Genomic DNA, 26,113 nt, shown 5'->3' with positions numbered 1-26,113 from the left:
CAGTATACGAACATACTTTTTCAAGATAAATAGGTTTTTAAAGAGATATCTAAACCATACTGTTAGTTTATATGAAAAATCTTCTGATTATTCTGTTACTAGCGTGTTCTATTAGCTTTGCACAATCCCTACAGGAGCCATCTCCGCTTAATCCGACCCAATTAGAACAAGCCCTCACCCAAGGTAGCCGCAGACAATGGAAAAGTATCCAAACGAAAATGATCCAGGATGAAAATAGTTGCTTTGATGGCGGGATGATATATACCTTCACCAAAGTTGGGAATCAACGATTCCTCACTCTTCAGGAGTGTCAGGACAGTAAATGGGTGATTAATAATTATACTTGGAAGATTATTCAGCAGGAGGGCGAGAATATACTGGTCCTTAGCTACTTAAAGCAACAAGGTAAAAATTTAATAATATATCCCATCCGTATCGTTCCGAAAGACCTTGGAAAACCCCTTAGCAATGGAAACCAACAACTCATCCTCACCATCAGAGGGGCAACCAAAGCAGAGCCCAGTCAATACCTCTACTTCCAATAAGCCGACTGGGACCAAGAAGAAAAGGAAAGACGATCAAAAGAAAATAAATCATATCGACACTTATATCAAAGTGGCTGGCCCTGTCCTTACAGCTATTGGCTTGATATTGGGGGCTTGGCAATTTCAATACCAGCAAGGCGCAAACGATGAACAGGAATTTAAGCGTAGAATCTGGGAAAAACGGTTAGATGCCTATATGACGATTGGAGAGTTAACCGGTAAATTGATTGCAACTCCTGCTCCCAGTCGCCAATTTGATAGTCTGCAACATCATTTTGAGCAACTCTATTGGGGTAAGATGCCTCTCTTTGAGAATGACAGTATAGCATATAGAATGAAATTGGTTAGTGAAGAATTACAGATGCTTCAGATGCAGCAAGGATATAAGTCAGTTTTAAAACAACGTAGCCTTCTGTTAATGCAGACTTGTCAACAATCCTTATATGATTCCTGGAAGAATATAGAGGATAAAAAGCCAAAGACTAATAATAGGCCAAACACCAACTAAAGCAGCGCATCCTCATCGCATACACATTGTATTAAAGTGCCCTGTAGCAGGGCATAATATTGAACCACTATAGGTAAAAATTTCCGGGTAATCTAAAATTTGAGGAGGCATACACAAAATTTATAATACAGGGCAAGTGCGTTCTTGATTACTATTTAGAGGAAATAATAATGATTTTTTAATTAAGTAATTGAGCGAATTTAAAGTGGATTTTAGTGGCTGTTAAAGTGTTGAAATACAGAGCATTACTAAGGTATAAGAAACTGCCTAAATTCACTTGATTACTTAGTAATTCTTCATGAGTAGTCGCTATATCAAATCGTTCCTAAAATCGAGACTGCTCGCTAAACTGTGTCACAGGTGAATAAAGGGACAAAAACTCTTAATTTCACTAACATGACTAACGAGTTCGATTTCGAGGCCTTCAAACAGGCTGCTATCAAAGGCCTTTACGAAGGCAAACCCCTAACGGGCGAAAATGGCCTGTTCGCCCCCTTGCTCAAGCATTTTTTAGAGTCCGCTTTGGAAGGAGAAATGGATGGACATCTGGCCCAAACCCGGCTCATTGAACAGAACCGGCGTAATGGAAAAACTACTAAGCAAGTCAAGAGCAGTGCTGGTCCTTTGGAGTTGCAAACTCCCCGTGATCGTACGGGCAGCTACCAACCCCAGATCGTCCCAAAGCGACAGGTTATACTGACGCCCCAATTGGAACAGAAGGTGCTTTCTCTGTACAGTGTAGGCAATAGCTATGCTGATATTAGTCAACATTTACTGGAGATGTACGGCTATTCACTGTCCGACAGTGAATTAACGGCTATTACAGACAAGGTCATTCCAGCCATGCGAGAATGGCAGAATCGGCCGTTAGAAAGTCTATATACGCTGGTTTGGCTGGATGGCATCTATTACAAAGTGCGTCATGATGGTAAAGTGGTTACCCGCGTGCTTTATAGCGTGATCGGCCTGAGTCTGTCAGGAAAAAAGCAAGTACTGGGTATCTACACGGCTGAAAGTGAGTCGGCTAAGTTTTGGTTGACAGTACTAACGGATCTGAAACAGAGGGGCGTTGAAGATCTGCTCATTACATGTGTTGATGGCTTGAAAGGCTTCGATACGGCTATCGCCAGTGTTTTTCCGGCCACAACCGTGCAGCTCTGTATCGTTCACCAACTGCGCAATAGTTTCCGCTTTGTGCCCGACAAATTGTTGAAAGAATTGGCCAACGATCTGAAGACTGTTTATCAGGCTCCCAACCGGAAACAAGGCTTAGAAAACTTGTTAGTAATTCAGGAAAAATGGGGGCCAGCTTATCCCAAAGCGATCCAACCGTGGTTGGAGAAATGGGAACTACTTTCGCCGTTTTTCGACTACCCAGCCCCTATTCGCAAGGTGATGTATACGGCATCGGCCGCCCGGCACAAACACGGTCGAGGGCTATCACCGTCAGTTACGCAAAGTGACTAAGACCAAAGGGGCTTTTTCCTCAGACGTAGCTTTACAAAAGTTGGTCTATTTGGTTATCCAGAATTTGTAGATCAAGTGGGAAACGACGACCTACAATTGGAAAGAGATAATCAATCAGTTCAGCATTATCTTTGAAGAACGAATTAAATCACATCGTTTCGAGTAAATCCTGCTGACACAGTTTACCGAGCACGCCCCAATCTCGTTTTGTTGGTCAATATTTACAATTCTTGCCTTGATTTGGCTTCCATAATTGGTTATATTTAACCCAGCCATTATTCTCCCCACCCATATCATCCCAAGGCTTGACATCTTTTCGATAGTGTCCTATAATCCCAATAAGTCTTGTAATCATTACTCCTTTACTATTTTCACCACTACAAGTACTCTCTTTATCTGGTGTACCAGCGCCACTACCTTCTGTGATTAGATTATTACTTTTATCATAACAACATTGCTGTCCTGATTTGCCCTCTGAAGTTTCAATAGGGGGATAAGACCGAAAACACTCTGCTGCACCTCGGTGGTATTTTGTTATATTTCCTTTATCTTTTGCCCACCCATCATTTACATAAACACCAGTACTATCTGGATTTTTACATGGACAATTAGGTAAGTAATTATACCATATCGTATTCTGCTGTTTCGTAATATCCTGATGATAAGGAAACAAACCAAACAATAAAACTAAAATAACGTACAGTAAATTCTTATTACTAAGTGATATCATTTTTTCGGTTACTTTATTACAATCACTTTCGCCTTGTATAAGCCACTATTATTCCCCTGTTCTCGGTCATTAACTTGAAATTCTATATACCCTTCTTTTTGGGCTGTAAACTCAATATCTTTACCTGAAAATTTCCAGTCATTATCTCCAGTTATCCTATATAATAAAGCTCCATGTTTTATATTCCTATTAATATTATAGCCTTCTAAAGAGAATCCTGCAATGCCTGATGCTATACCATCTGGGTCTGTACTTCCAACAAAAGAGCCTAAGCGAATATTACCACTTGCTTTAATTCTGATAAGGTTACCTGGATAAACTTTTATTTGAGTTTTTTCATAACCTTTAATTTCAATTTCTATTGCAGGACTTTCATTTGGGTCTAATGAGGTTTCAATGTGTGTTGCAATATTTTTAGTTTCATGCTTTGGCATATGAAGCCCTGTCTCATCTTCAAAAAAGATAGTCACATACTTAATATTGCCTACTTTATCCTTTCTTAATCGGAAGTTATACATACCGAAATCATCCGTCTTAACCTCATCTCTTACATTTGGATTGCCATCTATACCAATTCTAACTTTTATATTCCTTATTGCTTTTTTGGTCTTTACATCTTTAACAATACCCATTATACCAGTGATATTAGGATTGCGGGGTATAGAAAGAGTGCCTATTGATAAATTTCTATCAATAACAACGTCTTTCTGAAAAAAGCCAAAGTCATCATTATAAGTACCTAAAGCTATTCTTTGGCCAACGGTACAAGCCTTACAACTTGATAAATCAAGTTCAAATCGACCTAAGGCATCTGTTGTGGTTACATTAAAATCTGTAAACACTTTTATTGCCATTACAGGCAAATTCGTTCCTTCCTCAGTAATTGTGCCTCTAATTCTTCTGAAAGTTTGGCTAAATGATTCATAACTTATTAATTCGCAAAAGACCAAAAATAAAAATATAATATTTTTCATGGTTCTATTTCTTTATTTAAATATTCGACGTAATTATCTTGTGGTATTGGTATTCTTATGAATATAGGCCTATAGCCTTCTTTTTGTAGATGAATCATTTTTGTTTCATCTTTTTTTCCGTTTACGGAGAGATCGAAAAAGCCATGATGATCTGTTCTTGTTGTTATTCCTCCAATACTCACTTCAACTCCCTCAATTGCATGTTTACTTTCACTTTCATATATATATCCTCTCACTTGAAAATTTTTATTTTTTTTTCTTTCATCTGGGTAGCCTGATGGAATCAGTGGCTCTGGATTACTGTGACCTGAATTAGTTTTTAAGGAAGAATTTGGCTTGACATTTTCTTTCTTTGATTTTTCTTTTTCTATCTCTTGACCGTAATGGAAGGAGCCATAACCCCCTAATGCAGCTAGTATCAATCCTATTAATACTAATATTTGAGAAAGGTACTGTAGTGTTTGATAAGTCATAAATTATAAAGTTTTTCGAATAAGTTAGAGTCTGTAGTTGTACAATTAGTCAGATTTAGCAAAATATTATTAATATAAGCTCACCCTAATTTGCCAAAGGTATAGATTTCGCAGTCATTCATGGGGAGATATTGCATACAAGAGAATCAAATGATACGTCAGTGAGCATAGTCTTATATACAAATTCTTCAGTGCATCCCTCTTGACGAGCATTACAGATAACCACTTTGCCAACATCATAGAAATGAGAACCCCACAATACGCCTGGCTTATTTGGGTAGCTATCCTGTATATCACCATAACCACAAATATATTGCTGAGCCCAGGACGGCGAGCTTAAACTATATAAAAAACAATTCAGTAATACCAACCATCGACTCATATACGATATACGTCTTGAACCTGCTGACAATTATTGATTTTCACAAACAAACTGAAAACTCCACTCAGTATCCTGCCCCAATACCATCGCCCATTTATTTGCGACTACTTTTACTGTTATCCAAGAGGAATTCCCACAAGTAGACATATCAATTGGTATAGTACCGGGGCCTTGCAAATCCTGATCGAAAAGAATTTTACCAGATTCATTCTTTCTACCACAAGTAATAATCAATCGATCAGGGATACTGCGCATATCATAATTTACAGTAAACTTCCGATTGGGGTCCCCCATGTTATACTCCTCCTCAAAGTCACTATTTGTTTGAGAAGCCTCCGGCTCTACACAAGGCTTTGGCTGTGAAGCGATTTTGAGCGGTATGTCCCGTTCTGGCTGTGGTGCTGATTGAAGCAGTTTTACTGATTCATTATTCACCTTACTTGAATTACTACCATAACCGGGTTTAGATGCTACAATAGAAATGGCACTTGATGCGGGAGCTTTTACAGTGAATTCACCAGTTCCACTATTAGTGGGAGATACTGATTTACCATCAACAGTAATGTTCAATACTGCATCAGGCAACACTTGGCCAGTCAACTCCTCGATAGTCCGAAAAACGAGATCAACTTCTTTAGGCTTCAGCGGAATGATTCGACCATCCGCTGGGCCTTTCAACAGCTCCATTCCATCTTTGTCCTGTATTTTGGTTGTGTTATCTTCGTAATCAGGGCGTAACTCGGAGATATTAGACACTTTATCCCCAGGATTAATACTTACTGTAAAACTTCCATCTCGATTACTTTCTTTAATAATTGTTCGGGCCATACCCGATCCGTTAATGATTGTAACCGAATTTTTAACCCCCGCCAAAGGAGCGTTGGTACGCTCGTCAATGTTCTGGAAGACGAGTGGATTAGGCTCTGGCTCCAAACAAAATGTTCGTTTGTCTTTTGGATATTTGTTCGAATCAATGAAGTCTCCAACCAGATGTTGATCGGCCAGCTCTCCATCTTTATAATAGTCTGCATACCCTTTTAGATGGATTAGTGCAATGACATAAGCACTTCCATATACGCCTTTGCCTTGCCCATCGGTGTTTGTTTTAACCAGCGATTTCGATTTCTGACCATTAAAATCAAATTCAACTTCAACGGTTGCACCGGCTATAGGCTGCCTGGTTTGACAGTCAACGACAAAAAACTCAATGGGTTTTCGAATCGGCTGTAATTGCAACAGACGTTTCTGGTCGATAGCACCAAGCAAATTGCCTGGGTTGTGGTTAACTATACTGTCGGGGAAATAGCCATCGTGTTCACCCCGAACAGATATTACCCGGCCACACTTAGGTACCCGATAGAATGCAACCCTACCGTTGGCACCGGTCGTTGCCGTATCTATATATCGGCCACCACCGAGTTCGCTGATAATTGTAATTTTTGTCTGTGGGAGTGCGGCTTTGTCGGCCTTGTCCACCGCTTTAAAATCCATTGCAATCATTACGGGCCGCATAGAAAGCGTTAGGGTATCGCTATCTTTGATGCTATGAAAAGCTGGTCGTAAAGTATCGGAACTATAACAATTATTAACCGCCCAGAATTGGGCTATAGAGCCGTGTTTAAACAGCCAAGAATAAACTGTGTATTTAACTTTCTCAAATTTAGCAATTCCGTTCAGCGCGCTTGGCTGTCGGTCGTGTTTATTGTCATTCGTGAAAAACCGACTATTCTCATAAAGCGCTGACTTCGTATGAGTGAAGTTTACCTCAGCTCCCACTACAGGCTGCTTTGTATTAGCATCTACGGTTTTGACGTAAATAGTTTTCTCACACTGAAGAAGTAGTAATAGGGGCAATAGTAGCAGTAACAATAACCACCAAGGCCGCTTTCGTTTCAACCGAATGGTGTAAGCTAACTGATCGACCTTAAAGGGAAACGATTCGCTAAATCGTTGAATTTTCTCTTTCCCTTTTTTATTCTTACTTTTTACATTCCCTGTAGCCTTTACTTTCTTCTTGTCTGTAAACCATTCGAAGGGAAGTGTAGAGGTACCTACTTCGTCAGTTATTACTTGTTCTGATTGACTAGCGTGCTTCAGGCCCATATTTATGCCGGGAATTGGCTTGCCATCATAGCCCAGCAACGTTACTTTGACAAATTTGGGCGGGTCTTTATGAATAGTCAGAATGAATTCATTCGTTCCTTCCTGAATCGCATGAGTTTGGGCCGCATCGGGTTTATTCTTAGGCCAAACTTTTATTGCTTTCCCTTCTTCAAACTGACCAAGTTGCAGGGCCCCGTCACTTCCTGTAATCCCCTCTCTGGATTCATTCCCATCAGTATAAACAACCGAATAGTCTACTTGAGGAATCCCATTCTGATCAACTACTTTTAGCGAGGCATTGGCCCAGATAGGCCGATATACCTGAAGGGTATACCGATTCTGCTCACGAGCGAGTTGATGTTGCTGATTATTATTAGGATTGGCTTGTTCAGTAATGGAGATTGGCTTACCTGCTTCTACTTTAGCTAGCTGAATCAGGCCAACTTTATCACTTGCATGGGTGGACGACTGGCCATCTACAGTGATATCGACTGCTACATCGGCAAGCGGACGATTTTTCTGATCGACGACCTGTATAGTTGCCGAGGTTAAATAAGGAAAACGAACGACGTAAGTTCCATCAGGCGATACTGTGAACTCATGCTTATAGGCCTGTTGCCCATCGACCAGATCATATATTGTAAATTGGCTATTGAGTTTACACCGCCCCCGGTTATATTGGCCCTCCTTGCTGGTCCGTTCTTTACTTTCCCGGTTCAGGTACTCAATGTAAAATTCTTTTGCCGTTGCCGGGCTTCCATCTGTATAAAAGAACGATACGACAACCGGCGCTGAATTGATTCTGGGTTTATTTATGAGTGTTGTTACGGGATCTGTTTGCGTGTCAGATTCATTTAATCGACATCCCCACTGGGTTAGTATGGGTACGAGTGCTTGGTCCGTTCTGAGTACTTTAATTGCTGAGGTTTCAGGGACTGAAAAAAGTTGATTTAGGATTGACTCAAACTCCGAATTAGCTGACAAGATTCCACTAATAGCCGCCTTTTGCTCCTCTAACATGTCTGCAACCTGATCTTTATCTGCCTCGCTCAAAGCTGATAAAGCAATTATATCTGTCGAATTGCCGGGTAATTCCGAACTCCACTGCATCGTGTCCCCTAACTTCTCAGGACGAGCAAACAATGCAAGTTGTTCTGCCGAAAGTAACGTCTTTAGCCGGTTGTAGATCTGCGTATAATTCCGCGGGGAGAGCAGAAATGTAACGCTGCTATTTGAGGACTCAGTGATTCGGAACATGGCAGTGGGTTTTAATTACAGTTTCCTCTCAGTAGCTCTACAGGTTTTTGATTGCGCATTAAGGCTACTTGCCTGCTTATTACTTCTCTCTCCAGATGGGTAAAGCACGATTTATGGACGATATTAAATGCTGTTTGTAGTCTAGCTGTTGCTTTATCCTTGTCATTGGCACTAAAAGCCACCGTTGCATCGTGTATAAAGCCAGCAATATCTTTAGTTAGTTGACAATAGTTTGTTAGGAAGTCTATGTAATCGACAATTTTTACTTTAATATTAGGGCTCGACTTACTTTTTTTACATTCGTTAAGCTCATAAATACTATTATTTACTTGCTGACTATCATAAAGTATATCCAAGGACCGTCGAGCCCTGTCAAGCTTTTCAAGGACTGAAGAATATTGATCTACTTCAGTACATAGCTTTGTTACCTGTTCTTCATTAGACGTTTTACTTAATAGGACTTTACACTCCTGCTGTAATTGCTTGAATTTATTTAAGTTCTGATTGTAATCTGCTGGATGCTCAAGGGACAACCTTCGAATAACGTTTTGAATATTTACTTCTAATCGTTCAGAAGGAGTTTGATTCAAGTTATGATTATTAGTGGCTAACTGTGTTTGTTGGCTATTTTGATCATTTTTTTCACTCTGTAAAACTTCTATAGTATGCTTTAAATTTTCATTTTGTTTTTGTAATGATGCCACTTCAACGGCTAAACTCTTCTGATAGTCAGAGGTGTTTAATTGCTCTTTAACTAATTTACTATTATACTGATTAATAAAATAGAGACTATCTCTATAGCTTTTCAATTCATGTAATAGCTTAGCCTTGTCCGATATTAGTGTCGTTATTTGAATAGAATCACGATTTTTCTGTTCTAGTTGCTTCTTCAATAAATCATATTGGTGATTTAATTCATATTTATCATTTGCTATTATTTGATTTGTATTTTTAAGAGTTGATATGAGGGTCACATGCTCTTTTTCAAGAATTTGTCGCCTTTGTTCACTTTGCTGTAAATTAAATTTAATAAATTTGATCGAATCTCGTAATGAGGAAATCTGTTTTTCAAGGGTAGAGTATGCACTATCTACCTTAAAGTAGTATATCTTATTGGTGGTATCAACTTGAGTTTGAAATGAACCTATTTTCTGGGGAAGTTTCTGGCCTAACGAAGTTGTTATAAAAACAGCAAAGTAAATCCAGAAAAAGCATAAGTTTTTCATAGAAAATAATCAATTGTTTAATTCCTCCCCAAGATGGCCTATAGTAATATTAACATACCATGTACTTCTGAGAAATGAGTGAGTAGGTATCTAATGTTTACTTATCAAGTGGATAGTACTCATTTACAATCTTTTTTTATGAGTTCATATGGTATTAATTCATCCGGTTTTTTGTTACCTTTTTGCCTGTTTATTACCTCTCTCTCTAAATATGTATAACTCGACTTGCCAACAATATCAAGAGCTAATTGTAATTTGTCTGATGCTTTTTTCTTGTCAACATCGAAAGCCACTGTGGCAGCACGGATGTGACAAGCAATATCTTTAGTTAGCTGATTATAGGAATTTAGGAAGTTTATATAGTCATTCGTTTTGGTTTTAAGCTCACTATTCCAATCGTTTCCTTTTCGACTATTTAGATCAGCAATGATCGTACTTACTTGCTTTTCATTGTAAGCTTTATCTAACGCTAATCGAGCTTTGTCAAGTGTTTCTAAAAGAGATATATACTTGTCAACCTGTACACATTGACGGGCAAGTTGTCCGTCTTTTGGTATTTGATCGCTTAAGGATTTACATTCTTGTTGTAAATCTCGAAATTTGTCCAGATTTAGCTTATAATCTTCTGGCTGACTAAGTTCAATACTGTTGATAGCTTTAAAGATACCGGCTTCTAAACGACCAAGTAGTTTCGTATTTAATTCGTTGCCTTTCTTAATTAAATTTGTAATATCAACTCGTTGCTTATCTCGTTCTATTTGTAAGGCTGTACGTTCTTTTTGAAAAGTATCTTCTTTGATTTTTAGATCATTCTGAATCTGCTGTTTTTCATTGGTTAGCATTGCAATTTGAATAGAATCTTTACTACGTTGGTCTGCCTTAACCTTTAATAGTTCATTTTGACGATTTATCAAATTAGTCTGCTCAACTTTCGACTGTTTGTAGCTATTTAAATCAGTTTCCTGTTTTTCTTTATAACTCTTTAAGTCCGAAATTTGTATAGAGTCTCGAATATGTTGTTCTGTTCTGTTCTTTAGTAATTCACTCTGCTTATTCATTAAATTGGCCTGTTCAACATCATCCTTACTTTTGCTTAACAAGGCCGATTCTAGCTTTTCTTTTTCTTTGGTTAACTTTGCAATCTCCACAGAATCTCTGGCATGCCGGTCTGCTTTTTGTTTTAATGAATTATTTTGAATATTCGTAATTTCTTTTGCTTTTCTTTCAGATTCTAATAGTTGATTCGCATTATCATTTGCTATTGAAAGCCGCTTGTTCTCAGCCTCTTTTTGACTTATAGTTGCCTTTAATACTCTAAGCGAGTCTCGTAATGAGGTTACTTGCTTTTCGAGGATAGGACCTTTATTAATTGTTTTATCTTTTGTAGTGTCAATTGGAGCTTGGGTTTGTCCAGACTTTGATATTGGGGAGGGCTTCTGGCCAAATGATCCAGTTAATGTAACTAAAAAGCAAATCAGAAAACAATATAGATTCTTCATCGACAATAATCAGTGGGCTGGTTGGAGGCTCTATTTTTTGATGATAGTCGTGTCCTTAGTCGTTGCACTGTCTTTAGCCATTACAGGACTTACCGCAGGTTTGGGCTGTCCTTCATGGCAGCTCTTGTAGTAAAATTTATATTGACTAAATACCTCACAGTTGGAGGCTACACCTTTATCGGCATCGGGCTTTACAACCTCGTAAAAATAACGATGCTTTTCTATATGTGTATTTAACTCATTGCTATATTCACTCCTCAACTTAGTCAGAAAAGTATTGCCGGTGAGCAGATTGCCTGATAGCAATTGGTTCATTTGTGATCTGAGATTGTTAGTTTGAGCAGGGTTGTATTTTGCATTATGAGTATAACCTAATACAGCATTACGTAAGCTGACCATTTGGCGGAAGTCACCTATGCCTGCACTAACCCCCTTCAAAGCCGATGCCGCGCTACTGCTACTAGCACTTATACGGCTAATGGCATTTTCGAAAGCAGCCAATCGAGGTAATGCGTCCGACCCGGCAGTGCGTAAAAAACTGGACGCCGTACTGGAAAGCGAAAGAACATACTCCTGTTGAGCTAAAGCCAGTAACTCTTTTTGCTGGGTAGCATTAAGTTGTTGATTGGTAGTAGCAGTGTTAATTTGTACACGAATCAGATTATAGTTCTGTTCGTTCCAAGTAGAAGCTTTGCGATAAATATTGATACTATTTCTTATCTTGTCATATACCGGATCTTGTTTAAATTTGCCCAATGTCTGTTGATTAAAAAAAATCAACCCTAACATAATACCAAATATATACTCACGCATTTTATAAAATTTGGAATGATTTTTATATAAAAAGTGTTTCATAATTTCAATTCGATTTTTGTTGTATTTCTCCTAGCTTCCTTTTTAAGTTTACTCTAAAAGGTTCTGAAACTAACTTCAATTCGTCGATTTGATTTTTCCATTCGCTGTATGTCTTTTGCTCGACTCTAGTTTTCTGATTATAAATCTTCATCGTCAAAGCACAATAAGTAATATACTCTTGCAACTTTTTATTGTTAGTTTTATCTAATGTTTTGGGTAGAGCTTTCTGAGCAATACCAATTTGTTTGCTTGCATTTTCCAAGGAAACTTCAGTATTTACAATATCATCTAAAGTATTTGAATTACTATTCGATTTATCGTCAGTTACCTCAGTTACTACCGTAGCTCCTTCTTCAGTCTTGGGCTGATTACCTTTTTTATTCTCCCCCTTTACAAGAGTATTTTTTCTAGGTTCTGTTTTTTTAGGTATCATAGGAGTTGCTGATGCTAATGCTTCGGAATCAGCTTTAAATTCTCCTTTGAGCTTCTCATCAAAGTTGGCGTGACTTGAATACCAAGAAAGTGTTGAAAACTTACCACCTGCCTGTATTCCGTATTTACTAGTCCTTTTACCTATTTTAGCGTTATTTAATACTTTCCGAAAAGCTGATACAAGCCTATTATGCATAGTATCCTTGTTAGCCACATATTTATTGTCTAATGAGATTTCGGTAGAGTATCGTATCAATGAATCAGAGAATTGATAACATCGAATTTGTGCAATTATCCCCTCTTGGGTTATTTTAGAATAAGCAGCATAAAATTTCGTATAACAAGAATCAAGCTTTTTGATTGCTAGATTGCGCTGGGTATCCTGATTGTCTTGACTGGTAGTTGTTCTTGTAGAGCCACTGCCTGATATATAGCTACGCTTAGATTTAGTGTACTCATTATAGGCAATATAAGAGATTACACTAATTACAAAGATGCCTACTAGCCCCAAGAAAATTGCCATAATAGTGTCTTTGGAAACACGTACCTGCCAACCTCCTTTTCCATCTTTGTTGTTATTGCCTGAAGAAGTCTTATCGCCTTCCCTTCCTGCTTCCTTCGCGTCGTTAGGGTCACCAATTAAGACTGTAGACTTCGATCCAGTCGGATTATCTTGCTGTCCAGCATTAACATTCTCTGGCTGGAATGTGCCTGTTCCTTCTTGGGGCTGGCCTGTAAAAACAACCGGCGAAGGAGACCGTCTCGCCAATTCTATCTCGACCGATACTATATCAGTGCCACGACGGTCAGCGTCCTCAAAATAATCATGAGGAACTGTATAAGGATGACGAACCTGTACGTAGTCAGTATTCCAGGAATTGATAGTTATTATATCATTTTTCTTAACCCCACTTAGATTGGTGCTATTGTCAGTAACTTTTATGTCCTGACTTGCCCCATTATTATTAATTACACATTGCACTCCCTGAACAGGTTTCCAATCTGAGTTCTCACGAAATATAAAAATAACGGTGTATATCTTTTCTGGAGTAAGCCTAGCTATAAATAAATCACCAGTTAATCCTTTTCGAAAATCACCAGGTTCAATTGTTTTTGAAACGTAGCCATCCTGATCAATTTTCAGACTGATTCGATCCGTGTCCTTAATGCGTTTTATAACTCGGTCATTCGCTTTGTACCGATCATAATCTGGTGTTCTATCGTTTATTTCGACGGATATTTTTGCCCCGTTTAGCGAACTTCCGCTTCGCTCATCAACAATTTCAAGCTGTATATTTTGCCGTTTTCTTACCTCTGGAATACTCTGTACGGGTGCTACTACATTTGAAAGAAGCGATACAGTACCACCTTTAGGAAGTAGATATAACTGCTGATAGCTGGCGAATTCGTCTTCGAACAGATTTGTTAATGCCGACGACAGTTTATCGGCGCTTTCATAAACCATTGTTGCCTTTTCTGAAGGACTATCAGGCGATTTAGGATAGCGAATGGACTCAAGTTCAACTTTATTGATAACAGGTAGAAAAAGATTAATATCCTCAGTGATATAGCTTTTTATTGATGAGCCGCCAGTTACATAGTTTTGCCAATAGATCTTGGTTAGTTGTTTTAACAAATTGAGAACTACCTCACCATTTAGTGTAAAGTTATCAGGAATCAAAAGAGATATAGCTAGAAATCCAAGACGACCTAAATCATCTGTTGCTTGCCAGTAACAACTTATGCATACATTACCGAAATTCGGTAATCTTGTCACAAGTATTGGAGGCTGACTGCCCTCTGAAAAATGAGGAAGCCCCTGAAAAATGCTCCGCGCATCCCGGTAAGGTTCTTCTTTCACCTTACTGAGAGAGTCAGGAACAGTCGTAAGAAAACGCTGCAACCCCCCCTTTGTTCCCCAAATAACTAATCCTATTTTAACTCCGCTCATATATCAAGTTCGTTTCAGAATTTATACCAGCGCTTTCTCTGTACAATACGAGGGGAATTGGCGATAAACCAATCAAGGATTTTCTCGGAATCTTTTGGTTTATAGGTGACGGCGTTACGACCGTCAAACGTGCCTAGACTGAACGTTATTACTTTAAATCGAAGGTTGTATTTCTGTTTTAATCGCTCACAAATTTTATAAAGATTTAGGTATTCTTTCTCCACAAACTTTTGAGCTGCATCTATAGACTCACTATCAGTAAGATTTCCTGCAAAATCCCATTTTGTGATGAGAATTGAGATAGAGACGCACCTTGAAAGGGTTTTGTTTATTTCCAGAAGCTTTAGGAACCAGTCGAAATGCTGCCATTGTTGTGTATCCAGAATTCGTTGGGAATTATGTACACTATAATCGATGACGCACGTTATCATTTTTTGGTTTTCGCCGAATAAATAGTCTTGTAGTTTAGGACTGAGTTGGTTCTTATCCTTCATATAGCACTCCTGAAACAACTCTCCACTCATTTCCATGAATGAAAGCGGCCGGTCTTCACCTTTTTCGTCCTGAAAATTAACGGGTACATAAGTCAGGAAATCGTACGAAGTTGCTGCAATAGGAAGATTTCGTTCCAGAGAGTTTATCAGAAGGTTACCGTATCCATAGCCATGTTTAGTAACAACATTGCCTGATTCGTCTTGTATAACCTGAATATCAAGAATACCTCTGTCGCGAGCCGCTTTGAGTACTCCTGCCAAAAAGCTTGATTTACCTGAACCTGCAACCCCAAGAATAAAAACGTCCACCCGATTTTCCAGAAGAGCTGGAGCATCTGCAAGCCAATATTCTAATGGCTTGACGGGTCTCAACATAATTTCGTCGAGCCTTACTTGAGGAAATATGCTGCGATCCCTTAATAACACCTCACTGATCTGGTTGGTATTAATCAATTGTCTAATGAATTCATCAGTGTATCGCCTTTTCAACTCTGGACGCTCGTTACTATTGGCAGCACGAATGAGATAGTAATGATCGTCAGTAAGTTCAGCCAGTTCAAGCTCTGAAAAAATGCTGTGGTTACGTAACCCCTGCTCGCTAATCTGCCCGCCTTTCAGCAATTCCTTAATGTACTGTGTTGTATATTTATCTGCAAGCTCTGGCCGTGAAGACCTATTGGCCATATTATAATAATGCTCATCCTCGGATATCTGATTTAGCTCTTGATATCGTTGCATATCAATATATCTCTCCACGAGCAAATCTTCAAGAGTGAAGCTATTCCTTCGGGCGGCTTCCTTTATGTCTTCTTTTGACATCTTGTCAAAATGTTCCGGACGGTAAAAGCTTGGTATGGCCATAATAAATAGTATTATTTAGTTAAGGTTGAAGTTAGGAGTCTCATTATTTACATATAAATACTATTATCTGCTGAATCACTGCGTTTAAGTGTCATGTCTGGTCGAGTTGTCAGAAAGTAAGGAGCCAGGATACACCAATGAATCAATAATAGACCCAGCAGAGAAAATACCCAGGATGTTTCTGAACCATTTCTTAACATTTTCGTAGAATTCTGTAGGTCTATTTCGTTGGTAGGGGCAATTGTCGGAACAAAGTCTGGCATTTTCGCTGGTGCTTGGGCGGCTGTCTTGTAGTTCTCAAATACTCTGTCAATATTCTGATAATAGTAGCCAACTTCCCGAATTTGCCAATCTGTAAATACATCCTGGGCTTTGGCTTTAAAGTCATTTAAATCCTTTTCAGGATCCTTCCCCCCTTTTTCTTTTAGATTATATTTCTGTTTAATTCCATCCTGAGCTACTTCAATAGCCTTATCTAATCCATCTCCCGTTTTCACATCGAACGGCTCGCTCCCTGGCGTACTTCCCAGCAGATTATTCAACTCTATCATCGATTTAGTATCCTTGCCTCCAGACTGTTTATATTTATTGAATAATATATGTGCGTTGGTACCGAGCGAATTCTGCTTGTCAGTAATTTGTTTGCTATACTCGTCTTTAAGAACATCGAGCAACTTTAATTTATCTAGACAAACCTTTTTGATTTCGGTCTTGCGAATCAGGTCTATAGCTAATACGTGGTAGGACAATGGAAATAATATTAGGAAAACCAGTAAGTATATTCCCATTAGGGCATATTCAGGTGCTAACGGCTTATATGCATCTTTTCGGCTTTTTAAGCGTACAAGCACTCGAGTGATTGCTATTAGAATGGCACCAGCCAGAATGGTTAGAAAAGCGCTAATAATTATCTCACCGTTAAAGGTGTAAAGTAGGCCAAAAAGGAGAAGGAGAAGACAGAATATGAGCCCTACTCCATGCAAGATATTACCCAGTATAGACTCTGAAGGTAGAAGATTTGGCATAGTTATGGTCTGGTTATTGAATTTTTACAAGGTTGAATCGTAGATTATTGCCAACATTTTGCTGATTCTGTCCAGTGCACAAAGCATGACCATTTGCATCGGATTGGCATCCGAAGCTATAGGAAGCATACTGTTGTGGAGGGGGCGAGCAAATTGCCGCCGAACGTTGAGTTATATGGAACTCGTTGGTTGTTAGGCCGAACGCTAAAGGTGCAGAGCATTGGGTACCGTTTGCTTCACGCAGGGTAATTGTCCCGGTGCCAGTCTTCTGAAAATCAAAGTAAAGTTCGACAAATTCTCCCTTATTATTCACAATATCTGACGTACTTTTCCATCGTCCAACTGCAAAATCTAACCCTGTGTTAATGGGCGGAAGTTTTAAAGTGTCGCCTGCGTTATTTTCATCACATGATTGTTTGAGTTGCTCAACCATTAACAGCAAACTGTCAATCTGTCGCTGAACATCGGAGCAGTTAGCCACTCCGCCACTCTGATGACCACGAGCAGCTATTTCCAGGGCTTTCCCTAATTGAATAAGGTTGCCTACATAGGCACCCAACGAATAAATGGGTAGCCCTGTTTGCTGTAGAATTGATTTCAGTTGGCGAAAAGTCAGCGTAGGGTTTACACTTTTCAGTAGAGCAACTCCGCCTGCTACAATCGGAGCTGCCATACTTGTACCATCGAAAAAGGCAAAGCGTCTGTCGGGTACACTACTGAAAATCCTTACTCCGGGTGCACTTAGTGTAGAGCCATTCCCGTAGTTACTGAAATCTGCTTTATTATTTGCTTGATCAGTCGCTGATATAATAAATGTCTTTTCTGAACGCTGCATGGGGTCAAGTCCGATAATGACATCATCATTGCCAGCAGCTAAAACCACTGAAACATTCTTCTCCTCAGCACGGTCAAATAAGCTATTCCAGAACAGCTCTTCATCTTTAAATAAAATATTAGCTAATTCCTGCTGTTCTTCGGGGGAGAATAGTTTAATGCCAGCAGCCGCCCGCATCCCTAGCGACATATTAACAACGCTAGCCCCATTATCGATGGCATAGAGAAAGCCATCGATCACCGATGTTGTTCCCATCTGCCCGATCGGATCGCCTACTTGAACCGGCATCAATCGGCAGTTCGGGGCAATACCAGCTAAGCCTATACCGTTGTTTACTGTGCCTATAGCAATCCCCGCAACGTGTGTTCCGTGCATACCCAGCATGGGACTGCGAGATAGATTAGGCGAATGATTAAGAACATTATACGGATGTACGATATGGTTTGAAATTTCGGGATGAGTCAAATCAAAGCCCTGATCAACCACTGCCACAACAAGTCGGTTATCGCCTTGGGTATATTGCCAGGCGGCCGGAACCTGTACAGCTGTATGATACCAACTGCGGAGTTGATTAGTAAAACCTGGGTCATTGGCTATTTGCTGACCTCGAATAACTCCTTCATAAAAAATCCACATTTTAAAACCGGATAGTTGTGAGGATAAGTTTTTCTTAACCTGCTCCCGGTCTGTTGGCGGTATTTCGAGTTGTAGGCGATAAGTCTTTGGATCATAATAAATGACTCTATAATCGTCGTTAGGGTAAGCATTCTTAAAAGCCTTAGCAAACGCTTCTACATCTTTATTAGAACCCGTTAAAACAATATTAAGTCGGTCAGTAACGATATATCGTACTTTAGCAGGATCAAGTACGATTTTAGTTGTATCAATTGGTATTATTACCCCTGGTTGTTTCGGTAAATATGAAATAGGTCCGCATTGGCGCGCTGCCAGAAATATTAGAATTAGTAACAGAGGTAATGCCCACCATAAGCGCTTCCATTTCGCCCAGAACGACGGTTTATGGGGATCGTTTGTTGAGGCCTTTTTTGAGGAAGACTCTAAACCAGACGAACCTGCAATAACTTGGTAATGGCCTAGCGTCTCTTTATCAACCGAATTAGCTATATCAGCATCTCTTGTTGGCTTATTGGCATTGGCCGTAGAGACCGGATTTGTAGAAGTAAGATCGCTATCCCTATTGGACAACTGGGCACTTGAAGGGTTTTCCTGAATAGTTCCTAAAGGTGTTTCAGTATTCTGTTCTTCATACTTAATTTGAGAAGTTGGTTTTACTAATAAATCAGTACTTATTGAGGGAGCAGGGAAAATAGGTTGAAAATTTTTACGTAAGCTGTAGGTAATCGTGTTGTCTGTATTAGCCGTAAATCCCCATGCAACTAACACAACATTACCATCACCACATAAAATCTGGTCCTCCCCAGGAATATCAAGTGACTTATTAATGAGCTGACCCCAGCGTACTGATTCTGCGTCGTCCGACTCCAGCATTCGCTGCGAATATTCCAGTAAGACCGTGAGTTTTTGTTGAAGTAAATTCTTGTATGTTTCCTGAAGTCCTTGTGGAAGTAGATTCAGAGGAGTTGGGCTGTGTGAAAAGCCTTCACAATACCAATTGGTTCTCTCTAACTCACCTGTGGATTTTTCTTGAATAAACGGTTTGGCAAAAAGTAGAGCGGATTCATCACCTAACTGTAGACGTAAATGGCTTTTTAGCTTATCGTAGCTACGGTATACGGGAGAACTTAGCCAGATAACTGGCTTAAGCTTTCTTGCATCAATAACATACGTGTAAGGTGTGGACATACGATCTATCGCTGTAGTCAGGACAGAGAAAAATTAAATAGCTTAATTCGGTCAAGTAAAATGCCTAATTGTCTGTTCTCTTCAATATTATAAGTAGGAATATCGCAATTAGCAATGAAACAGGCTTTCATTTTCTCCCGCCATAATCGATAGTTCTTAATCATTGGAACGGTTTTTACCACCTCCATATCTAAGGGAACTTTATTCAGATGTTCGTTCAGATGCACCATATATTCTAGCAAGCGTTCTAGAGACATACGCCCTTCGATTTCTTCATCTAATCTATCTAATGATAGAAACAGTTCTTCATCAGAAGGTAGTGAGAGATTAAGTTTAGCGATATCATTAGCCTCCTTAATTTTCTGTTTTTCCTGAGGAGAATAGAAAGTCCAACCGAAGCTGGTTACAAATTCATTGATAATAGCAACTGTAGCGTCAGCAATCATGTCTTCCGCAGTGTCGACACGATTCACAGTATCGACAAACATACGTATCTCTTTCGCAATCAGTAAAGTAATGCCGCATTTGTCGAAAGATACTTTCATATTTTCCAAAAGCCGCTCTAACAATGTTTTGTTAAGTCCCTGCTGAATAATATCGCCGAAATGCTCAACGTTCAACCGCTTTTCAATCCAGTACTGACGTGCCTGTTCAGCCAGCACCTCTGACTTATTTTTTATATTGAACAAATTCCCATAAAAAAGCTCTTTAAGATCTATCTTGAGTTCCTCTGTGAAGTATGTCTCTGTTGCCTCTGGCGAAGACCGAAAATAATCTTGCATTAGAATAACTAAGTTCTCTTCGTAAGTCTTATTGCTATTTAAGCGAGGGCTAGATTCTCGGTAAAATTGATACCGTTTTAGATCGGGAGCTTTTATAATAGCAAGTTTGCGTAACTCTTCATGATAGAGTTCAAAGATTTCCTTTTCCTGAACGGTGAATTTCTCAATGAACTGTCCAAAACGATATGCATCTTCACCAAATATGCTGTTCATAACAGCGTGAATCTCTGATGCCTTGGCAGCAGCCTCTACAATTTTATTATCAGCAGCTTCATCATGATACCGTTCACTAAGTAAGCTTCTGATTTCTGCTTGAGAGCCTTCAATTAATTGGATGAACCGATTTGTACGTATTTGGTTATTTGCAATATCATCGATATGTTGTATAATATACTTACTCCCATCGTTATTCAATGTAGAGGTTTGTTCCCAAACTGTTTCTGGCTTAGGAAAAAACTCACGTACCAGGATTGATCGTTCAAATGAAGTTTTCAAATTATCGTAATGGCCTTTTCTAAAGGAATGCAATTCTTTCTCGTATCCTAAAGCCTCGAAACCTGAATAAAGATCTTTTGAATATTTAAGGTCACGCAGTAAAAAGTAATTATTGAAAGGTCCATTCTGTGTCCATTCGGTTGGCCAATTAAACGTTCCTTTAATTTCACCTCGAAAAAGTTTATTAAATCTTAGCTCCCACTTATGCTCCAAATCCTTTTCATCATTATCTTGATCATACTCTAATTGTGTATTCCAGAATGTGAAAACAATAAATAATGGAGGAGTCTTGACATTTTTTAATGTTTGTGTTCTTTCCTGTGGAGTATTACCAACATTATAATTAATCCAACTGTCAATCAGCTCAGAAAGCCCATTCACATTAGACTGTCGGTTATTTGTGCAGATGAACAGATTGTTCAATTCATATCGTAATGAGTAAGAGTTAAACAAATAAGCTACTTTACCTCGTAACAACATGTTTGTAAGGTGATCTTCTGTAAGCGGATCATTTTCATCTTGTTCTAACCTGGACCGAGCACCAGGAAAGTCTAAAATATCAACATTTTTGATAAATGGATTTTTTTCAATAGAATTTTCAGAAATATTGAAAATGACCTCTGCTCCCAAAGCACATAATACACTGGCATCGGCACTAAAATTATTCCCAGACTCATCAACAAGCCTTAGGGATTGTCCAGAACCCCAAAATAATTGCTGTAATCTAACTACATTTAAAATTGCTCCTTTATCTCGAAGAACAGAATCAAACTCTGCGTATAATTCTGTTGAAAATTTTAGCTTTTGTAATTCGCCAATCAGTAAATTAAAAAGTCGATCTAATTCCTTTGTTTGCCCCCAAATGATTGAGAATAATTTAGTCCAATTGTTAGGAGAAATCTTATGTATATTTTCACCTATGATTCGCCAATAGTCAGCATCTTTTAAAGAAGCAAGCTTATTTTTATACGCGGAGCCAAAAGCGTTTGTTATATAATCTTCTATATCATATACATCATCTTCAGTAAGATAATGTTGTATATGTACATCGTACAATTCTGACAAATTACTTAAAAACAATTCAATTTGTATTTTATTGATGTCAGGAGTATTTTTACGTTTTTTGAAATCAGAAAAATAGCTATCTAAAATTATTGTAATGATGTCTCTAGCTTGGAGAAGCCTTATTTTGACAGGAGGTAAGCTTTTGCCTGAATGCTCGTTAAAAGTAAATCGAGTTACTAAACTCGTTGCCTCACTTCCACCTCCTTCTGGGTTAGCTTCTTTAATAAAGTTTATAGTATTTTCTTCAGAACGAGGATCAGCAATAAATAATTGATTATTTTTATCTGAAAGTATATTTTTTACTAGATATGATTTTCCGGCCTGACTAGCCCCGAACAGTGCTATCGTAGGTTTTTGGACAATAGCCAATCGAACCTTATTTAGTAAACGACGATTCTTCTTTAATTTGAATGAAGTATCTAGGTGATGAAATGTTGTAGAACACTTAATTCCGTCATTAATAACACCCACTAATTTCTCAACAGATTCAGCTAACTCTTTCAGTTTGTTCTCAGGTAAATTTGTCATAGTGTGGTAAATTTAAAAATAGCTGCCAAGTCAGTTGTTAAGTAAGACTTACTATTAGCGTAGATTGAGTATAAATTCGCCAGTATCGAGCCAATAACTGTATTCATCGGCTAGTGTCATAATAGAAAGGGATAACATTTGCCTTGAGCGCTCATTCTTATTTGCATCCAAAACGCGTGAAATGGTTAGTGTTTCTTTGCTCTCAGACCAATTGCGCTGCAACTTTACCCGAAATGGCATACTATTTTTAAGGGTTACTTTATAATGCTGCATCGCGTTCTCCACATCTTGCTCATTATCAGATAATATAGGATTTTGCTCAATAACTCGTTTCATGATTTCTTCATTATTCCACTCTAACTTATAAATTGGCTTCCCCCTATAATGTTTGTTCGGTAGTTGTTTGTAGCCAAGGGTTAGCGGAAGCGAGTGTACAATAATTTCGTTGTTATTTTCACCAGGGCTAATCAAAATTGCGTCAATTAATTGTGTGTGAAAATTCAAGGTTCCAATATAATCAGCAGTTGATTCAAGTCGCTGACGTAATAATTGCGTGTTTATCCTGAAGCCATCAAGTCCATCTAATTTTCCGCCCATTAACGCAATCAGTGCACCTACAGCTACTACTGTTTTGGGATCTTCGATATAGCCCAAATCATCGGCAAATGGATACCATCGCCCTACTCGGTATTGGTTGTTTAGCGTAATAATCCGATCTGGTGACACAGGGTAATAGCGAACGAGCATTTCCCGGATTTTTGGTATTGTCGTCGGTTTTCCAGCAAGCAACAGAAAATCACAGCCATAAGCAGATATCATTCCGGAAAGTTGCCGTAATAGTGGGTCAAAAGTCAATTCAACAATGTCAAACACTCGTTTTTTGGAAAGCTTAAACGTTACATCCTCCAATCTGAGCGGGAAAAATGTTTGATTAAAGAACTGTACAAGCTCATGATTCGGAGTTACATCTGGGAAGAAATCAATAAATTTTATTTCCTCGTCTGGTTTGTCATCAATTGCATGCTGGAGATAGTGCAAGGCTATTGGCACAGCAATTTGTACGACGAAGTTCTTACGATTGGTCCGAACCGTATATCCCTGCTTATTACTATCAGGACCGAAGAATCGTAACATCTTCTCCGATACCTGTGTCACACCTGCTTTTTTTGCTGCATAAGATAAAACCCCAACACAGCCGATTTCGGCTTCGCCTTTGGGGTTCCCTTCTAATAGAACTTGTTGAACAATCTCTTTTAGTAGATCGTCACCCGCAAAATTGAAACTTTCCCAATAGAGTGGGTGAGGCTTGATAACTGCTAAGTTTTGATCAGATTCGTGTTGGTAAGCACAAATCATTAGGTCAGTAGTGCCCCCTCCTATATCAATGGTACCAATTGTTAACGCTTTAGTATCTGTATTGCTGACGTCATCGCGGTATTTGCCATAAAGCCGAAAAAACAAGTCGGCATTGTTCAAGTACCTTCTACTAACTTCTCCGTAAATGAATACCAATTGTCCACAAGTTGCCTCGTCATAAATCCAATCTTTACGGAAGGCAGACTGATCACGTTTTTTTAAAAGGTCTTTAGGGCTTGGTACGATCTCCAAGTCAGGTCTTGCTGCATCATCTTCATCGTAAGTACCCAGAAATGTATCCGAGAAAAAACGGCCCAATACTCGTACAGCAATTTCTGCACACTCGCGAAGTATGAACTGTTCTTTCTGAATAATTGATGTGGGACAAGTAATAGTCAATCGTTTTATTTTACGTGGTATCTCAGAGCTCCCATGAGTTGTTCTGAATTCGTGGGAATTAGCTTGGGCAATAGCATGCAAAAGGACTTCGATAAATACGAAAATCATTAGCGATTTCCGGGAGTAGAAAGGTAAACTAGCGAATGCACCATCGTGGGCGAATTCACCATTCTCTTTAAACTGTTCAGATATTCCTTCATAATATACGGCGTCGCTGACATTTTGCCCGGAAAAGTTAATAAACTCCCAAGGCACATCCGTCCTTTTGTTATCCCAGAGATAGCGTTTAGGGCTGGAATGATGAGTTGCAGTTTCGAAGCCACGGTCTTTATTAACTGTATACTTACTAATCAGTCGACTTGCCTCTGAGCCCAGCCGAAGCAGACTAGGCCATCTAAAATTGTTATAGTCAGAATATATTTTTCCAAATCGGGCTTCTGCAAAAACAAGCCGCATTGAGAAAGGATCGGTATATTCTTTTTCAGGCTGAGTCAGATCATTAATTTTCAGTTTTTTGGCACTAGTCAAATTAAAAGGCCGGTGAGGGCTAGGGTGCTCAAATAGGATACCACAGGTATTAGAATTACCAATATCCAATACTAAATCGACTTCAACTGGAATGTTTTGATCGGAGTAAAGAACAACTTCAGGAAAGGAAGGCTGAATCTGCGCATCATCTGTCTTGGTAAAAAGAGATGCTAAATATTTGACAAAGTATATATAATATCCAATATATTGTTGCCGAGGAAATTGTTGGGGTTCGCTAGTTTGGACAAGATCTTTTATATAGCGATTTACCCAACCGCAGTGGTACTTAGTGTTACAGAAGTTGAGCAATAAATCTTCATTATTACAGAGTAAAAACTGATTGCCTTGCTCCTTTGTATCAGCTATCGTTGGAGCATAGTAAGAGGCATTACCCTCGGCTAATTTAGTATCAAATGCCAACACTATATGATACTTTGCGATTTTGGACCTTTGGTTAATATTTTTTCTTCCTCCTGCATTCTCGGCAGGAATTTCCTTAATCATCATCCTCGCCCAAGCAATTGGACCAAACGTTTGGGCAGCATTATTAGTACGCTTAAAAAAAGGTACAGGTAGCCAAATAACTTCGTCGTCTTTCGATAAAAAGTACTCGAGGCAAGTCTGAATGTCACCTACAGTGAAATAATCTTTATCTTCTTTAAGACGGAAGCCTTTTATTTCGTTTAAATTTACAATATCAGTATGTAAGTTACCGTCTCCATCAAGGTAACCATGATGTTGAAGTACTTGCTTTGGAACCCAAAAGTCCTGATCGGGTAAAAAGAATGCATTTTCAATAGAAATACGAGCATTTAGCAAATCCTCGTATTCATGGAAACCCATTGTGCCTATAACTTCTGCATTAGGATCTATAGTTATTTCAAATCTATGAAATTGGATACCTGAATTGGCAATTAATGAAAAGGTCATGGTAAAAGGTATGGCTTGGTCAATTTGTTTCAATTATATCAAAAGCTGTCTACAATTCCCAACAAAAGCCGAAATTAATTTCATTGAGAATTGTAGACAGTTTCTGAAATGTATTTAACTACTTATGGTTTCAGAAATAGCCCGAAAACTTTATCATCTTCATTAAAGGTAACTTCGATGTTTATAACATCACTTTCAAACTTACAACGGCTAATGACTTGATTATAACCTTGTATGACAGCTGTTCTTGTAGCAACTACTTTCTCAAATCGACCAAGCTGTGCAGTGGTGCTTAACCAAACATCCTTAATGTTCTGGGGTGAAAGTTGTTGTTTTAGCACTCCTGCGAAATCTGCTCTTACAGCTTCAAACTTTTCTTTTGCTAGATTATCAATGATTTTTTGAGCTATTACCATACGGGAGCTTTCGTCTATACTTCGCCTAATAATGACGTTGTCAATTTGATTGGATGAACTTTCTAAACGATGCGTTGGCAGCAATAACAATGCAAAAGAAATGATATGTAAACTGTTAATTTTCATAGTTGAAATGGTTAAGGTAAAGCCAGGCAAAGTATACGATTGAGCTT

Annotated in this window: 17 protein-coding genes; 3 read left to right on the top strand and 14 right to left on the bottom strand. The window is 38.8% G+C overall.

The features are described 5' to 3' along the window. The first annotated feature begins 71 nt into the window (after positions 1-71). The 3 genes from EXU85_RS35250 to EXU85_RS03685 all read left to right on the top strand — a co-directional run bounded on the left by EXU85_RS35250 (position 72) and on the right by EXU85_RS03685 (position 2,520). Positions 72-545, top strand: coding sequence for a hypothetical protein (locus tag EXU85_RS35250; RefSeq protein ID WP_168207733.1), 474 nt, complete (start codon positions 72-74; stop codon positions 543-545). Continuing rightward, the gene (locus EXU85_RS03690; protein ID WP_142770777.1) at positions 469-1,053 is read left to right on the top strand and encodes a hypothetical protein; all 585 of its coding nucleotides are present in this window, start codon (positions 469-471) and stop codon (positions 1,051-1,053) included. Before EXU85_RS35250 ends, EXU85_RS03690 begins: the two co-directional genes overlap by 77 nt. A 396-nt stretch (positions 1,054-1,449) precedes the next feature. Next, the gene (locus EXU85_RS03685; RefSeq protein WP_210422433.1) at positions 1,450-2,520 is read left to right on the top strand and encodes an IS256 family transposase; all 1,071 of its coding nucleotides are present in this window, start codon (positions 1,450-1,452) and stop codon (positions 2,518-2,520) included. A 214-nt stretch (positions 2,521-2,734) separates the two neighbouring features. Here the strand turns inward: EXU85_RS03685 and EXU85_RS03680 are convergent, their stop codons facing one another. The 14 genes from EXU85_RS03680 to EXU85_RS03615 all read right to left on the bottom strand — a co-directional run bounded on the left by EXU85_RS03680 (position 2,735) and on the right by EXU85_RS03615 (position 26,066). After that, positions 2,735-3,250 (bottom strand): hypothetical protein, encoded by a 516-nt coding sequence (locus tag EXU85_RS03680; protein WP_142770776.1) that lies wholly within the window; start codon positions 3,248-3,250, stop codon positions 2,735-2,737. Positions 3,251-3,258: 8 nt separating this feature from the next. Continuing rightward, a complete protein-coding gene (locus EXU85_RS03675) occupies positions 3,259-4,224 on the bottom strand; it encodes a hypothetical protein (protein WP_142770775.1) in 966 nt (321 codons plus the stop codon). Next, positions 4,221-4,697: a hypothetical protein gene (locus tag EXU85_RS03670; protein WP_142770774.1), complete on the bottom strand. Its 477-nt coding sequence runs from the start codon at positions 4,695-4,697 to the stop codon at positions 4,221-4,223. Before EXU85_RS03670 ends, EXU85_RS03675 begins: the two co-directional genes overlap by 4 nt. Positions 4,698-5,109: 412 nt before the next feature. Continuing rightward, on the bottom strand, positions 5,110-8,439 hold the full coding sequence (locus EXU85_RS03665) for a hypothetical protein (RefSeq protein ID WP_142770773.1): 3,330 nt from the start codon (positions 8,437-8,439) through the stop codon (positions 5,110-5,112). An 11-nt stretch (positions 8,440-8,450) separates the two neighbouring features. Next, positions 8,451-9,665, bottom strand: coding sequence for a hypothetical protein (locus EXU85_RS03660; protein WP_142770772.1), 1,215 nt, complete (start codon positions 9,663-9,665; stop codon positions 8,451-8,453). 119 nt (positions 9,666-9,784) lie between these two features. After that, complete coding sequence (locus tag EXU85_RS03655; protein WP_142770771.1) at positions 9,785-11,164, bottom strand: hypothetical protein; 1,380 nt, start codon at positions 11,162-11,164, stop codon at positions 9,785-9,787. A 30-nt stretch (positions 11,165-11,194) separates the two neighbouring features. After that, positions 11,195-12,019, bottom strand: a complete 825-nt coding sequence (locus EXU85_RS03650) for a hypothetical protein (RefSeq protein ID WP_142770770.1) — start codon at positions 12,017-12,019, stop codon at positions 11,195-11,197. A 4-nt stretch (positions 12,020-12,023) separates the two neighbouring features. Then, a complete protein-coding gene (locus EXU85_RS03645; protein ID WP_142770769.1) occupies positions 12,024-14,402 on the bottom strand; it encodes a hypothetical protein in 2,379 nt (792 codons plus the stop codon). A 14-nt stretch (positions 14,403-14,416) separates the two neighbouring features. Continuing rightward, positions 14,417-15,757, bottom strand: coding sequence for a hypothetical protein (locus EXU85_RS03640; protein WP_142770768.1), 1,341 nt, complete (start codon positions 15,755-15,757; stop codon positions 14,417-14,419). 47 nt (positions 15,758-15,804) lie between these two features. Continuing rightward, positions 15,805-16,782, bottom strand: a complete 978-nt coding sequence (locus EXU85_RS03635) for a hypothetical protein (protein ID WP_142770767.1) — start codon at positions 16,780-16,782, stop codon at positions 15,805-15,807. 13 nt (positions 16,783-16,795) lie between these two features. Then, positions 16,796-19,441: a S8 family serine peptidase gene (locus tag EXU85_RS03630; protein ID WP_142770766.1), complete on the bottom strand. Its 2,646-nt coding sequence runs from the start codon at positions 19,439-19,441 to the stop codon at positions 16,796-16,798. Between the two features lie 17 nt (positions 19,442-19,458). Beyond that, entirely contained in the window at positions 19,459-22,311 is a 2,853-nt protein-coding gene (locus tag EXU85_RS03625; protein ID WP_142770765.1) for a virulence factor SrfC family protein, read from the bottom strand. A gap of 54 nt (positions 22,312-22,365) precedes the next feature. Beyond that, positions 22,366-25,557, bottom strand: coding sequence for a virulence factor SrfB (locus EXU85_RS03620; protein ID WP_168207732.1), 3,192 nt, complete (start codon positions 25,555-25,557; stop codon positions 22,366-22,368). Between the two features lie 89 nt (positions 25,558-25,646). Beyond that, positions 25,647-26,066, bottom strand: coding sequence for a DUF3887 domain-containing protein (locus EXU85_RS03615; protein WP_142770763.1), 420 nt, complete (start codon positions 26,064-26,066; stop codon positions 25,647-25,649). Positions 26,067-26,113 lie beyond the last annotated feature (47 nt).

This window comes from Spirosoma sp. KCTC 42546 (assembly GCF_006965485.1).
GTDB lineage: Bacteria > Bacteroidota > Bacteroidia > Cytophagales > Spirosomataceae > Spirosoma.
Note: the sequence above shows the minus strand (reverse complement) of the source record. Positions and strands in the feature narration are given on the sequence as shown.